The sequence below is a fragment of the Amycolatopsis speibonae genome, assembly GCF_042647925.1.
GTDB lineage: Bacteria > Actinomycetota > Actinomycetes > Mycobacteriales > Pseudonocardiaceae > Amycolatopsis > Amycolatopsis speibonae.
Genome location: NZ_JBHRWK010000037.1, coordinates 15004 through 28191, shown reverse-complemented (window position 1 = coordinate 28191; position 13188 = coordinate 15004). Strand labels below are relative to the sequence as shown.

Sequence of the window (13188 nt, the reverse complement as noted above, 5' to 3'; positions counted from 1 at the left end):
TCGTGGTCAGGAGTCGCCTGCCAGTCGGTGCGAGACATTTCGGATCAGCCGGGCCGCCGCGTCGCCGGATACGGATGCGGCCTGCAGACGGCCGTACAGGGCCTCGTACAAGGCGATCTCGTCAGGATCCATGATCAGGTGCTCGCCGGCGAACAGTTCCACGACGACGAGGCCGGCGTCATAGATGCTGAAGCCGTGCAACGGGGCGATCGGCATGACGCTGTCGAACGGCACGATCCGCAGGTCGACGGTGCGCAGGCCGGCGAGAGTGTGAAGTCTGTCCAGCTGGCCGAGCTGGGTATCGCGATCGCCGATCCGAGTCCACAGCGTCGCCTCGCCGATCGTCAGGGACAAGGCTTTTCCCGGGTCGTGCAGCTGTGCCTGTCGTTCGATCCGGACAGCCACCAGCTGCTCGATATCGGCGTCGGAGGCACCGCCTGTCCGCGCCGGGCCGGAGGGGAGTGCCAGCAATGACCGCATGAACGCGGGCGTCTGCAACCGTCCGGGAAGCAGTGCCGGCTGGTACTGGGCGATGCGAGAGGCCTGCTGTTCCAGTTCGAGGACCGATCGTTGTTTGGCGGCGGCTCCGCCGGGCTTCCGGAACTCTTGGCGGAACGACACCGACTCCACGCGAGCGCGCCTGAGCAGAGCGGTGACCGCGTCCTCCTCGGTGCCGGCGCCTGCCGCGGCGAGCCAGCCGGTGATGTCGTCACCGGTCGGGAACTGCGTCCCGGTCTCTATCTTGGACACCCGCGACTGGGGCCAGCCCAAGGTCTTGGCGAACTGATTGCCGGACAGACCGGTGGCGGCCCGGATCTCGCGGAGTTTCGTGGCGAGCCGGACACGGTCGGAGCCAGGGTGGGGCGGCGAGGTGGGCATGTTCTTCTTTCGCGGGTCGAGGCGGGGGAGCTGCTCTTCGGTGCGTGATCATGCTACCCCTGTCCGGCACTAGAGCGCGAATAGTACACGAATAGACGCTTCGAACTAGGATAGTTAGCGAATAGTCTTGGGGGACGAAGCTGGCCGAAGAGCGGGGAGACCGATGTTCGCCAACTGGATCCAGATAGCCGAACTCGCATTGCTGCCGCTTGGTTTGGCAATCGGCTTCGCGGCCGGACGAACCAGCCGCGAAGACGAGCGCACGTCCTTCGGCGGTGGGCGCACGATCACCCACCCCGGCTTGGTTTCGGAGTATCAAAGCCCTGCCCCTGACGTGGGCGACACTTGGAGACCGGCGCGGTAGGCCGAAAACCAGGGGAGGGGAGTGCGTCGCGCACGTCGAACCTCCGGGTGGGGGAGGGCGGCGGCAGGCCTCGGATTCCGTCTCGAGGCCTGCCGCCGACAGTGTCCGGGCGGTGTTGAACCCTAAAAGTGTATAACGAGCTATATGTCTTGGCTTTGAACAAGATCATTTCTAAATCCTCAAAGACTAAATCGGCAAAGAGTGTCACGGGCTCTGGCTAGGGTTGTCCGGTGATCACCGAGATCTTGTTGGAGCCGGTCGAAGAGGGCGTCCGGACGCCCGTGCTCTTCAAGGGTTTTCTCGAACCCGGAGCGCAGGCGGCCCAGGCATTGCTCGTGCTGGGGAAGGTCGCCCGTACGCGGTTCTGGATGCCACCGTCGATGGTGAACCGGCTCATCGCCGAGTCCGATCCGGTGTTCACCGCGGACCGGACCACGCTGCGTGCGGAAGCCTTCTCGCCGTGCTGTGGGGTTTACGCCAGGCTCGACCTGTCGGACGTCGGAAGTCTCGGCGAAGGCTGCACCAACGTGGACCTGTCCGACGCGACGCGAGCCGTCCTGGCCGGGGTCGTGGCGCAGGATCCGTTGCACCTGACCGTTCGTGGTGAGGGCATCCACCTGCGCACTCTCGACGGGCAGAACGACGAGTCGGTGGTACCACTCCCGGATCGCTGGGTGGCGGGCTTCGCCGAGGTCGCCGCTGTCACGGCGGGCGCGGTCAAGAAAGTGGAGCTCGACAAGTTCGAGACGCGGGCCTTCCTGCGTCGGCTGCCCACCACCGTCGGCAGGTCGTGGGCGGTGGCTTCCGGGCGTGGGCTCCGGTTGACGTCACGGTCCGGCCCGGAGTCGATTCCGGCGTCCGGTCTGCACCGGCTGAGGGTGGTCGAGCCGCTTGTCCGGTTCGCCCAGGGGCTGACCGTCTACACGCGACCGGACAGTGAGGTCGCGAGCTGGGTGCTCCGGTTGGAGCGAGCGAGGCTCGTCGTGACGTTGTCCCCGGAGCCGTCCCGTGGCTTCTCCGGTGAGGGAGGCTGGCTGAACGCCTTGGCGGCGGGCCTTGACGTGCCGGAACTCGTCGAGGGTCGTGCCGGCCACGACGTCGTCGACGGCACGTGGTTCCCGCGTGAACTGCCGAGTGGGCGCGCTCCGGCGAACAGCCGGCTGGCGAAGGCGCGCGAGCTCGTCACCGCCGGAGCTGTCCGGGCGTTACCTGACGGCGGCTACGAAATCACGCGTGCGGGGTCGATGCAGCGAGTGCGGTTGTCGCCGCCTGGTTGTACCTGCGCATGGTGGGCCAAACACCAGGAGACCCGGGGGCCGTGTTCGCACGTACTGGCGGCCCGTCTGTCAGCGGCCGAGTCGTGATGCCGCCTTCGCTGCCTTCGAGCTGCCTTTGAACCCTGCGAGCCAAGCCTTCGTTTCGGCGCTGATCGTGCCTGCTCCGCGTTCCACGAGATCCGCGGCGAGCTCCAGCAGCGCGAAGACGCCGCGGTGGGCGGGCTCCAGCTTCGGCAGCAATGCGTCCAGTGTGGACAGGATGGCGATCGGGTGTTCGTTCGCGATGATCGAAAGCCGAGGGGCCAGTCTCGTCGGAACGAGATGGGGGCCGAGTACTCCCAGTGCTTCGCCGAGTGCGCGCGGGCCGAGCATGCGCCGGTCCAAAAGGGTCAGTGCGGCATCGGTGCCCAGCTGGGCCGAGGCGGGTCGTTTCAGCACGAGCGTGGTGGCTATGAGCATCGTGCCGGGGTACCCGGGTATCGAAGGACTGTCCAGGAACGGCAGCAACGCGGCCTTTTCCACCGGATAGCCGGCGTCGAGGTCGTTGAAGAACAGGTTTCCGGCGACCAGTGCTTCGAGGCGATCGCGGTCGTAGGGTGAGGAGACGGCTTCGTGGCATTCGGTGAAGCCGAGCCACCGGTGATCCGGGCGTTCGAAACGTGCGCCGAGCCAGGGAGCGTTCGGTGAGACGGTTTCGGGAGCTTGCTCGATGTCCAGCGTGGCCAGGCCGTATTCGTTGGGGGCGACTTTCGCCGTCCAGGTGATCGGCGGTCCGGGTTCACCGCGGAGCGCGGCGGCGGGGTCGGCGGATTCGGGGTACCGGGCGCGGGCGGCGGCGAGGGCGGTCCAGCCGGTGTCCTCGATGGCCGGTCCGCCGAGGGCGTAGCGGATGGTGCCGGCATGGGGGCCGGTGAGTGCCGCGGCGAGTGAGAGAGCTTCGGTCCGGGTGTCCGGGGCGAGCCGGAGCAGTGCGTCGACGACGTCGTCCTCGGGTGCTTCCGGGTGTTCGAGCATGCGGGAGACGAAGGCGACCGGGTCGAGCCAGCCTCCCTGGTGAGTTGCCGCGGAGACGGGCCGGGCGGTGCCTTCCAGCAGGGCGGTGACGCGATGGTGGAGCGGGCGGCGCCAGCCGTCGACCTGCGGTGGGTGGGCGACGTCGCGGCCGCTGAGGCCGAGGATGAGCGTGGCGACGAGTTTGGGCACGGCTGCGGCGTACTTCTCGCCCGCGATCTTGGTGGCGCGTTTCAGCAGCGGCTTGAGGGCTTCCTGAAGTTGGCCGGGGACGCGGTGGGTGCCGTCGAGGACGGCCAGGAGGAGGTCGGCTTGGTCGGGGTCGGCGAGGAGGGAGGAGAGGGCTTCCGCGACGGCGGCGGGCGTGTCCGGGATGTCGAGCGGGATGGTCAGCGTTTTGCGCTGGTCCCAGGGCTGTCGCGTGGGCTCCGGATATTCGGCGGCTTCGACGACGTCCGGTGCGTCGGGGGTGACGCCGAGCCGGGCGGTGGCGATGGTGCGGACGTCGGAGGCTTCGTGAGTGAGGGCCGCCTCGAAGACTTCGTGAGCGAGGTCGGTGAGTTCGGGTCGCCGGTCGGCGATGCGTCCGGCGAGTTTGAGAGCGAGTTTGGCGGTGGCGGCGCCGCGTCCGGCCGCGGCGGCGGGGAGGTGCTGGAGGGCGACTTCGTCGTCGAGGGTGCCTTGTTTGTCCACTAGGGACAGTGCTTTCACGGCGAAGGAGACGGTGCGGGGGAGACCGCTTCCGCAGAGGCGTGCGTAGCGGGTTTGGGCGGCCGCGCGCTCGTCCGGTGTGGGTGCGAACGTCTCGTGGAGAGCTGCGTACCACTGGGCGCGGAAGGCCGCGAAGTCGCGGGCGAGGATTTCGAGGGTGAGGTCGAGCAGCCTGGTGCGGTCGACTTCGCCGGTCGTGGTCAGTTCGAGCAGTGCGGTGGACCACTTGTCTTCGTCGCGGACGTACTTGTCGAAGGCGGCGAAGCTGGCGTCGCCGTTGCCTTCGAGCGCGAGGAGTTCCCAGAGTTCGGTGAGTGCTTCGGGTTCGGTGCGGAGCCGTTCGGCCAGGGATTTTCCGCCGAAGCGTCCTGCCCAGCGGAACCAGCCCGAGTAGTAGTCCGGTGTCCGGATGGGTTCGAGGTCGCCGTCGAGGATCATGCGGCGGATCGCTTCCCAGGCGGTCTGGTGGCCGATCATGCGGAGGGCGATGGTCTTGCGTTCGGCGAGTGACCGGTCCTGGAGGACGCGTTCGAGGATCGTGGGTGAGGCGAGCCAGAGTCTGCGGAGCAGGGGGTCTCCGGCGGGGAGGACGGCCCAGAGGGCGGTCGCGGCTCGCTGGCCCTTGAGCGGGTTTCGGGCGCCGTAGGTGTTGGGTTCGATCTCGATGAACTCGCTGCTGTCCTTGAACACGGCCGTGAGCTCGGGGATGAGGGTTTTCCGCTCGGCTCGGGAGAGTTCGAGGGTCCTGGTGAGGACTTCGGAGGGTTGGCCGGTGAGGAGCGCGTCCAGGTGCACGGGTCCATTGTGGCCTCACGGTGGTCGTGAGTGGCGATTCGGGTTATCGGGGTAAGGCAGCCGTGTCTCCACTGTGGCGTTGGGGGCTTCCGGGACCGGAACTCGGCGGGAGGTGAGGTGAGGTGAGGTGAAGGGAACGTCCCCGCGTGCGATGCGGCGAAAGTCCCCTTCATCAGCCCGACACGCTCGCCGTACTCCTGAAAAGAATCCGAATCGCCACTCACGACCACCGCGACCGAACCGGTACTGGCGCCTACCCACAGCAAGGTGTGAAGGCCGAGTTTCCTCGGCTGAGAGGAGGGAAGGGGTCCTTCACACGAGGCCTTCACAGGCGAAGGGACTTTCCTTGCTCCATCGCCACTCACGGGGTCAGGGGACGAGGATGGCCCGGCCGCGGATGTGTCCGGCGCCGAGGTCGTCGAGCGCGGTTTGGAACTCTTCGAGCGGGTAGCGGGCGGTGTGGAGTTTCACCCGGCCTTGTGCGGCGAGGACCATGAGTTCGCAGAGGTCGGTGTAGGAGCCGACGAGGTTGCCGATCAGGTTGATCTCGGTTGAGATGACGTCGATGGTGGGGACGTCGATGTTCTCGCCGTAGCCGACGACGTGGTAGTCGCCCGCTCGGCGGAGCATGGCGAGGCCGTCTTTGGTTGCGCCGCCTTCGCCGACGAAGTCGATGACGGTTTCGGCGCCTTCGCCGCCGGTGAGGTCCAGGACCTGCTCGATCTGGCTGCCGTCGGCGAGGATGCCGTGGTCGGCGCCGATGGTGACGGCGAGGTCGACGGCGTCGGGGTTGCGGTCGATGACGACGAGTTCGGCGGCGGTGAGGGCTTTGAGTACCTGGATGCCGATGTGGCCGAGGCCTCCGGCGCCGATGACGACGCAGCGGTCGCCGGGCCTGAGCCTGCGGGAGGCTTTCGCGGCGGCGTGGTAGGCGGTGAGTCCGGCGTCGGCGAGGGCGGCGACGTCGGCGGGTTCGAGGGAGTCGTCGATCTTGACGACGCTGCGGGCGGAGGTCTTGAGGTATTCGGCGTAGCCGCCGGCGGTGTCGATGCCGGGGAATTGGGATTGTGTGCAGTGGACGTCGTCGCCGGAGCGGCAGGCGCGGCAGAGTCCGCAGGTGATGAGGGGATGGACGATGACTTTGTCGCCTTCGGCCACGTTGGTCACGGCGCTGCCGACGGCGTGGACCCAGCCGGCGTTTTCGTGGCCGATCGTGTAGGGCAGGGTGACGCCGGATTTCCCGGCCCACTGGCCTTCGAGGATGTGGAGGTCGGTGCGGCAGACGCCGGCGCCGCCGATGCGGACGATGACGTCGTGGGGGCCGGTGGGTTGGGGTTCGGCGACCTCGGTCAGCTGGAGCTTCTCGTGGTATCCGATCACCTGGATCGCTTTCACGATGCGTGGACCTCCTGGGTTCGGGGTGTCTGGTCGGCGGCGGATTCCGGGTAGCGGGTGCGCAGCAGGCCGCGGCAGAAGTGGGCGTTGCCGTCGATGGAGATGCGGACGGATCGGGCGAAGCGCAGTCGTAGCGGGACTTCTTCGCGGGGGTAGGGCGTGCCGTGGTCGTCGACGAGGACCGGTGCTTCCGGTGCGGTGTCGAGTCCGAGCGAGGCCCGTCGTCGCAGGAGTGCGTGGGTGGTGCGGTGGTCGGGCAGGTCGGCGAGGGTGACGTCGTGCAGTTGTTCCTCGGCCAGTTCCCGGTTTTCGCGGAGGAGCAGGGTGAGGACGCGTTCCATGGCCGCGGTGTGGGCTTTGCGGCGGAAGGTGAGCCGGAGTTCGTCGAGGTCGTGTTCGGCTTCGTCGCCGAAGGTGCCGCGGTAGCCGGCGTCGGCGGCGAGGCCGCGGTTGATGAGGTCGGAGTCGTGGTGGTCGTCGAGGACGACCAGGACGTGCGATACGCCGTCGAGTGCGGTGAGGACGTCTTTGGCGTCGGAGGCCATGAGGTAGGCGAAGTTCGGTGAGCAGAAGGAGGTGGGGAGCCTCAGGTGGACGGTGACTTCGCCGCCGTCGACGGTGAGGGAGCGGACGAAGCCGAGGTCGGTGATGGGTTCGTCGAGTTCGGGGTCGAAGACGGTGTGAAGGGCGGCGTAGGCGTCTTGTTCGTGCATGTCAGGCCACCGAGACGGCTTGGGTTTCGACGCGCTTGACCTGGAGTTCCTCGGGGACCGGGAGGTCGTACATCGCGGCGGCGTTGAGGCCGAGGATCTTGCGTTTCTGGTCGGTGGTCAGTGGCGCGTATTCGGTCATGTCCGCGGGGATCTGGAAGTCGACGAACCGTTCGACCAGCCATTTCGGGGTCCAGAGGGCGTAGTCGCTGGAGAACTGGATGCGGTCTTCGTCGAGCCAGTAGAGGAGCTCGCCGATGATCTGGGCGAAGTAGCGCGGGCGGGTGTGGATGAACGGCATCGCGACGGCGAGGCCGGCGTGCACGTTGGGTTCCTGGGTGGCGATCCAGCAGAAGTCTTCGAGCCGGGGGAGTCCGCAGTGTTCGACGACGAAGTTGAGGTCGGTGTAGTCGGTGGCGACCTTGTCGACGTCGGCGACGTCGAAGGCGTCGCGGTCGAGGGGGCGGATGGTCGGGCCCTTGTGGACGTGGATGTTGCGGATGCCGAGTTCGAGGCAGGTTTCGAGGTAGCGGCGGCACCAGGGGTCGTCGAGTTTGTAGCCGCGGGAGTCGTCGCGCCATTCGGCGGTGTAGAGCTTGACGCCTTTGAGGCCGAAGCGTTCGGCGTCGCGGCGGAGCTGGTCGAGGCCGGCTTGTTCGAGGCGTGGGTCGAAGCAGTGGTTGTAGGTGAGTTTGTCTGGGTGTGCCTGGGTGAGGGCGAAGGCTTCTTCGGTTTGGCCGAAGCCGGTTTTGTAGAAGGCGCCGAGGTGGGCGGGCTGGAAGATGGCGTGGTCGACGTACCCGTCCTGGAAGAGGTCCTTCATCAGGCGTGCGCCGCCGTAGTAGAGGTACTCCTCGTAGGACCAGAGCTCGGATTCCGGGCTGAGGTTGCGGTGGTAGTCGTAGAAGCAGTCGATGAACTGTTTGCCGTGGATGTTGGCCTGGTTCTCCGGCCGGGCGTCCCAGAGCGCGACGTGCGCGTCCACGATGAAGTAGTTCTCGCCGTCCTTGGTGTACATGGGTTTCCTCCGCGTTCGTGACCGCCGTTGGCACGTTGGGGGTGAACGGTAGGGGTGTCGGCGCAGGTCAGGGAGGTGGTCGGTGTCTCAGTTTGAGACACCGACCGTGCTGTGGGCCGGTGGTCGCGGACGTACGCTGGGCCGAGGTCCGAACGCACTGTTCCGAACGCGCTGTGGCGTCCCGGGAGGTCGATGTGGAGAACCCGCGTGTGTCGGCGAGGCGCGCGTTCGACGCGAAGAGCGCGAGTGCGGTGATCGCGCCGCGGTTGCGGGCGTCGTGGCAGCGCAGTGCCCGGTACGGCGCGCCCGAGGACGAGGTCCGGCCGGTGTTCACCGGGTCGTTGGACACCGGTTCGCTGCTCTACGAGTGCGGTAACGAGGTGTTGCGGGGTCTGCAGGCGACGCTGGCGAATGAGCCGGTCAGTCTGATGATCACCGACAGCGAGGGTTTGGTGCTGAGCAGGCTGTGCACTGACGCGTCGATCAAGCGGTCGCTGGATCGGGTCCATCTGGCGCCGGGGTTCTATTTCGCGGAGAGCAACGCCGGGACGAACGGGCTGGGGCTTGCGCTGGCCGATCGCGCGCCGACGTTGGTGCGGGCCGCGGAGCATTACTGCACGGGGTTGCGGGGTTATACGTGTGCGGCGGTGCCGGTGCTGGATCCGTTGACCGGTGCGCTGGCCGGGAGCGTGAATCTGACGACGTGGTCGGAGCAGTCGTCGGAGTTGCTGCTGGCGTTGGCGCAGGCGGCGGCCGGGAACACGGCGGCGTTGATGCTGGCGCGCGCGTCGGGGCGGACTCCGCGGCCGGCGCCGCGTGGTGAGGTGTTCCGGGTTCATTCCGACCGGTTCGATCCGGCCGATGTCCCGAGCCTGTCGCCGGGGTGGGTGGCCGCGCTCGGTGAGGTGGGTTCGGCGTTGAGCGGTGGCCGGGTGGTCGCCGTGGTCGGTGAGGCGGGTGCGGGGAAGACGGCGCTCGCTTCGGCGGCGCGGCGGTCGGTGCGGCCGAGGGACCGGGTGCTCAACGCGCGTCCGCCCGCGCCGGACGATGTCGACACGTGGCTGACGCTGTGGACTCCGGAGCTGGTCAAGGACGAGACGTGTGTGATCGTTTCCGGGGTGGACACGCTCCCGGCGTGGGCGGCCGCCGAGCTGGCGGGGTTGTTCGCGCAGGCGCGTCGGGAGGGTGAGCCGCCGCCGTTCGTGCTCACCGCCGAGGATCCCGGTGCGATCCCGGAGGCGCTCGGTCCGCTGGTGGAGGTGGTCGTCGAGGTTCCGCCGCTGCGGTTCCGGCCGGATGACGTGCTCCCGCTGGCCCATCATTTCGCGCGCCGCGACCGGGGTCGTGAGGTCGTGTTCACCCCGGCCGCGGTACGGGCGCTGGCCGCTTGTGACTGGCCGGAGAACGCGAAGCAGTTGCGCCGGGTGGTGCACGAGGCGGCGTCACGGTCGGACGTGATCGACAGCCGTCATCTGCCGGCGGAGGTGTTCTCCGGGGTGGGGCATCGGTTGAGCCGGTTGCAGGCGATGGAGCGGGACGAGATCGTGCGCTGTCTCGCCGAGCCGGGGTCCACTGTGGTCGGTGCGGCGGAGAAGCTCGGGATGGGCCGGGCGACGCTGTACCGGAAGATGGGTCAGTACGGCATCAAGGCGCGGCAGTTCCGGTCCTAGAGCGCGGCGAGCCTGCCGAAGCCGTCTGATCCGTGGCCGGCGTCGAGGGCTCGCTGTATTTCGGCGCGGGCGGCAGACAGTACTCCGTTGTCGAGGTTCTGCGCGCGGATCGCGTCGAGGATGTGGTCCATGGTCGCCGCGGTGGAGTCGAGGGTGCCGTGTTCGCCGGGGTAGTGGCCCGTGCCGACCTGTTCGGCGAGCAGGTCGATCATGTCCGGGAAGAAGCCGAGCAGTGCTTTCGCGTGTCCGGCGAGGTCGGCGGCGGCGATGTTTTCGGCTTTGGCGAGGGCGAACATGTGCACCACGCCGCTCATGGAGGTCCAGAGCATGTCCTGCAGGGAGGCGTCGAAAGCGGCGGCCCGGCCGGGGGAATCGCCGGCGTATCGCGCGTTCTCGCCGAGCGCGGCCAGGGTGGGCCGGTGTGTTTCGTAGAGGTCGGCGGGTCCGCTGAAGAACAGGGCCGCGTCCGGGCCGCCGATCGCGTCGGTGGTCGCCATGATGACGCCGTCTAGGTAGCCGATACCGTGTTCGGTGGCCCATTTCGCCATCGCCCGGGCCTGTTGTGGTGATCCGCCGGTGAGGTTCACCAGGGTGCGGCCTTTGAGCGCGTCGGCGTCGAGGATCGACTGTGCCACGGCGTAGTCCCGCACGCAGACGATCACGAGCGGGCTCGCCGTGATCGCGTCGGCCGCAGTGGCCGCGGTGGTGACGTCGAGGCCGTTTTCCTTGCCAGGAGTGCGGTTCCAGACTGTGGTGGGGTGGTCGGCGGCGGTGAACGCGGCAGCGAGGGCGTGTCCCATGGGGCCGAGTCCGAGGACGGTCACGGTGGTCATGGCGGCTAAGGTAAACCTTGACATTGACGTGAGAGTCAAGTCGGGAGTGCGGATGCGGATCGGGGAACTCGCGCGGCGGACAGGCGTGAGCGAGCGCGCGTTGCGGTATTACGAGGAGCAAGGTCTGCTGATCCCGCAGCGGCTGCCGAGCGGCTATCGCGTGTACGGCGAGACCGACGTGGCAGTGGTGCGGAGGATCAGGATCCTGCTCGCCGCCGGGCTGAACACCGCGCGGATCCAGGAGATTTTGCCCTGCATCGTCGACGAGGACGGCTGGCTGACGCCTGATTGCCCGGAGCTCGTCGACGCGTTGCGGCAGCAGCGGAACCGGATCGACGACGCGATCGGCGAGCTGGAAACGACCCGGGCGAACCTCGACACGATCATCGGTGCGGGTCGGCGGGCGAGCTGACATGAGCACGGTCACGCGGGAATCGGTGCCGGGCGCGGTCCGGCTGTCCCGGGCGTTGCTGATCGCGGTGGCGGTGAGCCATCTGGTGGTTCCGCTGGTGCTGTGGGCGAACGAGAGCGCGCTGCGTGCGCAGATCGCGGAGCGGTACCCGGGTTTCGGCGAGGCCGAGGTCGCTCGCTCCGCCTCGGTGGCGATCGAGTCCGGAGCGGTGTTCCACGGGATCCTGCTGGTGCTGTGCGTGGTGCCGGTGTGGAAGCTCGCGACGGGGCGGACGTGGACGCGGCGGCTGATCACGGCCACGCAGGTGCTTTCGCTGGTGTTCAGCGTGTTTTCGTGGACGTCCTCACCGATGTTCCACGTCGTCATCCCGGTCGTGGGACTCGTCCAGGTCGTGCTGGTCGCGTTGCTCTGGGTGCCCCGGCCCGCCCGGGACTTCTTCGCCTGACAACGTGAAAGGCGGCCGTGCCCCTCGGGACACGGCCGCCTTTCACGGGTGGTTCAGGCTCAGATGAGGCCGAGCTTCTTCACCGCGTCGCGCTCTTCGGTCAGCTCGTTGACCGAAGCGTCGATGCGGGCACGCGAGAAGTCGTCGATCTCCAGGCCCTGGACGATCTTGTACTCGCCGTTCGCGGCGGTGACCGGGAACGAGGAGATCAGGCCTTCCGGGACACCGTAGGAACCGTCGGACACGACCGCCGCCGAGGTCCAGTCACCCTCGGGGGTGCCGTTGACCCAGGTGTGGACGTGGTCGATCGCCGCGGAGGCGGCCGACGCGGCGGAGGACAGGCCGCGGGCTTCGATGATCGCCGCGCCGCGCTTGGCGACGGTCGGGATGAAGTCGTCGGCGAGCCACTGCTGGTCGGTGAGGACCTCGGTCGCGGGCTTGCCGGACACCTCGGCGTGCGCGATCGACGGGTACTGGGTCGCGGAGTGGTTGCCCCAGATCGCGACCTTCTTCAGCTCGGTCACCGGTACGCCGAGCTTCTTCGACAGCTGCGCGAGGGCGCGGTTGTGGTCGAGGCGGGTCATCGCGGTGAAGCGGTCGGCAGGGACGTCGGGCGCGTGCGCCTGCGCGATGAGGGCGTTGGTGTTGGCCGGGTTGCCGACCACGAGGACCTTGATGTCGCTCGCCGCGCCGGCGTTGATGGCCTCACCCTGCGGCTTGAAGATGCCACCGTTGGCCTCGAGCAGGTCGCCGCGCTCCATGCCCTTGGCGCGGGGACGGGCGCCGACCAGCAGGGCGACGTTCGCGCCCTCGAAAGCCTGCTTCGGGTCGTCGAAAATGTCGATGCCCGCCAGCAGCGAGAACGCGCCGTCTTCGAGTTCCATCGCGGTGCCCTCAGCCGCCTTGACCGCCTGCGGGATCTCCAGGAGCCGCAGTTTCACCGGGGTGTCCGGGCCGAGCAGCTGACCGGACGCGATGCGGAAGAGCAGCGCGTAGCCGATCTGGCCGGCCGCACCGGTGACGGTGACGTTGACAGGGGCTTGGGTCATTGCGGTTCTCCAGCTTGAGGCGACATCGACTTTGTACCGCGATGCTAGTCCTGTCCCGAGTCGCCGTTCGGGTGCGTCCAGTCACTGTTTTCTTGATCGATGCCGCCACCGGCGACGTTCGCGGCGAGTCGCGACAGCAGCGCGGCCAGTGTGGTGATCTCTTCGGCGCTGAATCCGGCGCGGATCCGTTTGTCGTGTGCGATCGCCGCTTTCGCGAGGCGGTGGAAGACCGTTTCACCCTCTTCGGTGAGTTCGACGACATGGACTCGCCGGTTGTCCGGGTCACGCCGCCGGGTGATCAGGCCCGTGCTCTCCATGGCGTTCAGGTGGTGGGTGAGCGTGGCGCCCTGGATGCCGACCGCGGCCGCGAGTTCCCGTTGGTTGGCCACGCGCCGGGTCTTCAGCGTGATCAGGATCTGCCAGACGGGCTGTGAGCCGCCTTCGACGGCCAGGGCCTGGTCGAAGGCGCGCCCGGCGGTCTTCGCGGTCTTGGCGAGGACGACGCCGATGGGGGCCGTGGTCGGTTTCTGCACGTCCTCCAGTATAGCGCACCAATCGAAGGGTTTGACATCGAATCGTTCGATATCTAACGTTGAGGGCATCGAACGAGAGCGAGGAA

Annotated in this window: 13 protein-coding genes; 5 read left to right on the top strand and 8 right to left on the bottom strand. The window is 67.9% G+C overall.

From position 1 onward, the window contains the following. Positions 1-6: 6 nt before the first annotated feature. Positions 7-879 (bottom strand): helix-turn-helix domain-containing protein, encoded by an 873-nt coding sequence (locus tag ACFOSH_RS23705; RefSeq protein ID WP_378241235.1) that lies wholly within the window; start codon positions 877-879, stop codon positions 7-9. A gap of 163 nt (positions 880-1042) precedes the next feature. On the opposite strand from ACFOSH_RS23705, the gene ACFOSH_RS23700 reads away from it, so the two are divergent. Both ACFOSH_RS23700 and ACFOSH_RS23695 read left to right on the top strand, forming a co-directional pair. After that, positions 1043-1243, top strand: a complete 201-nt coding sequence (locus ACFOSH_RS23700) for a hypothetical protein (RefSeq protein ID WP_378241234.1) — start codon at positions 1043-1045, stop codon at positions 1241-1243. Positions 1244-1473: 230 nt separating this feature from the next. Continuing rightward, positions 1474-2607: an SWIM zinc finger family protein gene (locus ACFOSH_RS23695; RefSeq protein WP_378241233.1), complete on the top strand. Its 1134-nt coding sequence runs from the start codon at positions 1474-1476 to the stop codon at positions 2605-2607. On the opposite strand, the gene ACFOSH_RS23690 is transcribed toward ACFOSH_RS23695, so the two are convergent. The 4 genes from ACFOSH_RS23690 to ACFOSH_RS23675 all read right to left on the bottom strand — a co-directional run bounded on the left by ACFOSH_RS23690 (position 2590) and on the right by ACFOSH_RS23675 (position 8160). After that, a complete protein-coding gene (locus tag ACFOSH_RS23690; protein ID WP_378241232.1) occupies positions 2590-5037 on the bottom strand; it encodes a DUF6493 family protein in 2448 nt (815 codons plus the stop codon). The genes ACFOSH_RS23695 and ACFOSH_RS23690 overlap by 18 nt on opposite strands. A gap of 369 nt (positions 5038-5406) precedes the next feature. Continuing rightward, a complete protein-coding gene (locus tag ACFOSH_RS23685; RefSeq protein WP_378241231.1) occupies positions 5407-6432 on the bottom strand; it encodes an NAD(P)-dependent alcohol dehydrogenase in 1026 nt (341 codons plus the stop codon). After that, positions 6429-7145, bottom strand: a complete 717-nt coding sequence (locus tag ACFOSH_RS23680; RefSeq protein WP_378241230.1) for an iron-sulfur cluster assembly protein — start codon at positions 7143-7145, stop codon at positions 6429-6431. The genes ACFOSH_RS23685 and ACFOSH_RS23680 overlap by 4 nt, the downstream gene beginning before the upstream one ends. Position 7146: 1 nt before the next feature. Beyond that, positions 7147-8160: an amidohydrolase family protein gene (locus ACFOSH_RS23675; RefSeq protein WP_378241229.1), complete on the bottom strand. Its 1014-nt coding sequence runs from the start codon at positions 8158-8160 to the stop codon at positions 7147-7149. 194 nt (positions 8161-8354) lie between these two features. Between ACFOSH_RS23675 and ACFOSH_RS23670 the strand changes: the two genes are divergently transcribed. Then, the gene (locus ACFOSH_RS23670; protein ID WP_378241228.1) at positions 8355-9830 is read left to right on the top strand and encodes a helix-turn-helix domain-containing protein; all 1476 of its coding nucleotides are present in this window, start codon (positions 8355-8357) and stop codon (positions 9828-9830) included. On the opposite strand, the gene ACFOSH_RS23665 is transcribed toward ACFOSH_RS23670, so the two are convergent. Continuing rightward, positions 9827-10663, bottom strand: a complete 837-nt coding sequence (locus ACFOSH_RS23665) for an NAD(P)-dependent oxidoreductase (protein WP_378241227.1) — start codon at positions 10661-10663, stop codon at positions 9827-9829. The genes ACFOSH_RS23670 and ACFOSH_RS23665 overlap by 4 nt on opposite strands. 52 nt (positions 10664-10715) lie before the next feature. On the opposite strand from ACFOSH_RS23665, the gene ACFOSH_RS23660 reads away from it, so the two are divergent. Beyond that, positions 10716-11075 (top strand): MerR family transcriptional regulator, encoded by a 360-nt coding sequence (locus tag ACFOSH_RS23660; RefSeq protein WP_378241226.1) that lies wholly within the window; start codon positions 10716-10718, stop codon positions 11073-11075. A 1-nt stretch (position 11076) separates the two neighbouring features. Continuing rightward, the gene (locus ACFOSH_RS23655; protein WP_378241225.1) at positions 11077-11520 is read left to right on the top strand and encodes a hypothetical protein; all 444 of its coding nucleotides are present in this window, start codon (positions 11077-11079) and stop codon (positions 11518-11520) included. 59 nt (positions 11521-11579) lie between these two features. On the opposite strand, the gene ACFOSH_RS23650 is transcribed toward ACFOSH_RS23655, so the two are convergent. Further along, on the bottom strand, positions 11580-12569 hold the full coding sequence (locus tag ACFOSH_RS23650) for a malate dehydrogenase (RefSeq protein WP_378241224.1): 990 nt from the start codon (positions 12567-12569) through the stop codon (positions 11580-11582). A gap of 44 nt (positions 12570-12613) precedes the next feature. Continuing rightward, entirely contained in the window at positions 12614-13102 is a 489-nt protein-coding gene (locus tag ACFOSH_RS23645; RefSeq protein WP_378241223.1) for a MarR family winged helix-turn-helix transcriptional regulator, read from the bottom strand. Positions 13103-13188 lie beyond the last annotated feature (86 nt).

Excerpts from the sequence above, each read along its gene's own strand:
- ACFOSH_RS23705 (WP_378241235.1), bottom strand. The coding sequence starts at position 879 with ATGCCCACCTCGCCGCCCCACCCTGGCTCCGACCGTGTCCGGCTCGCC.
- ACFOSH_RS23700 (WP_378241234.1), top strand. The coding sequence starts at position 1,043 with ATGTTCGCCAACTGGATCCAGATAGCCGAACTCGCATTGCTGCCGCTT.
- ACFOSH_RS23680 (WP_378241230.1), bottom strand. The coding sequence starts at position 7,145 with ATGCACGAACAAGACGCCTACGCCGCCCTTCACACCGTCTTCGACCCC.
- ACFOSH_RS23675 (WP_378241229.1), bottom strand. The coding sequence starts at position 8,160 with ATGTACACCAAGGACGGCGAGAACTACTTCATCGTGGACGCGCACGTC.
- ACFOSH_RS23665 (WP_378241227.1), bottom strand. The coding sequence starts at position 10,663 with ATGACCACCGTGACCGTCCTCGGACTCGGCCCCATGGGACACGCCCTC.
- ACFOSH_RS23660 (WP_378241226.1), top strand. The coding sequence starts at position 10,716 with ATGCGGATCGGGGAACTCGCGCGGCGGACAGGCGTGAGCGAGCGCGCG.
- ACFOSH_RS23655 (WP_378241225.1), top strand. The coding sequence starts at position 11,077 with ATGAGCACGGTCACGCGGGAATCGGTGCCGGGCGCGGTCCGGCTGTCC.
- ACFOSH_RS23650 (WP_378241224.1), bottom strand. The coding sequence starts at position 12,569 with ATGACCCAAGCCCCTGTCAACGTCACCGTCACCGGTGCGGCCGGCCAG.